At 55.8% G+C, this 412-nt stretch carries 1 protein-coding gene; it reads right to left on the bottom strand.

Going from position 1 to position 412, the window contains the following annotated elements; translation table 11 throughout:
* Positions 1-45 precede the first annotated feature (45 nt).
* Positions 46-412: IS66 family transposase (locus B347_RS24570; protein ID WP_019408117.1), on the bottom strand; the 367-nt coding region annotated here is incomplete at its 5' end.

Here is a 412-nt window from a genome sequence, read left to right as displayed (position 1 = left end):
GTAAGCGCTCCATAAACCCCACCGACTTCAAGATCGGTGGTGCGCTCAGCTAGGCGATGTCGGCGAGCAGTTCCATGGTAGCAGCGCTTCGTAATCTTCAACCGTGGTCGCCATTGGCAGCCGTTCTAATGCGTGGCGCAGCCACGCATAGGGCTCTTGGCCGTTGGCTTTGGCCGTCTCGACCAAGCTGTAAAGTTGTGCACTGGCCGTCGCGCCTTTGGGTGTGTCGCTAAACAACCAGTTCTTTCTTCCGATGACGAAAGGCCTTATCGCTCGCTCGGCTGCGTTGTTGTCGATTGGCAAATAACCTTCCTCGACGTACCGCTCGAGTTTGTTCCAGTTACTCGCCAAATAGCCGATGGCCTTGCCCAAGGCGTTCTGAGACGTAACTTGTGGCTGCGTCTTTTCCATC

The sequence above is a fragment of the Pseudomonas psychrophila HA-4 genome, assembly GCF_000282975.1.
GTDB classification, from domain to species: Bacteria; Pseudomonadota; Gammaproteobacteria; order Pseudomonadales; family Pseudomonadaceae; genus Aquipseudomonas; species Aquipseudomonas psychrophila_A.
The sequence above is the reverse complement of the archived record's forward strand: the minus strand, read 5'-3'. Positions and strand labels throughout refer to the sequence as shown.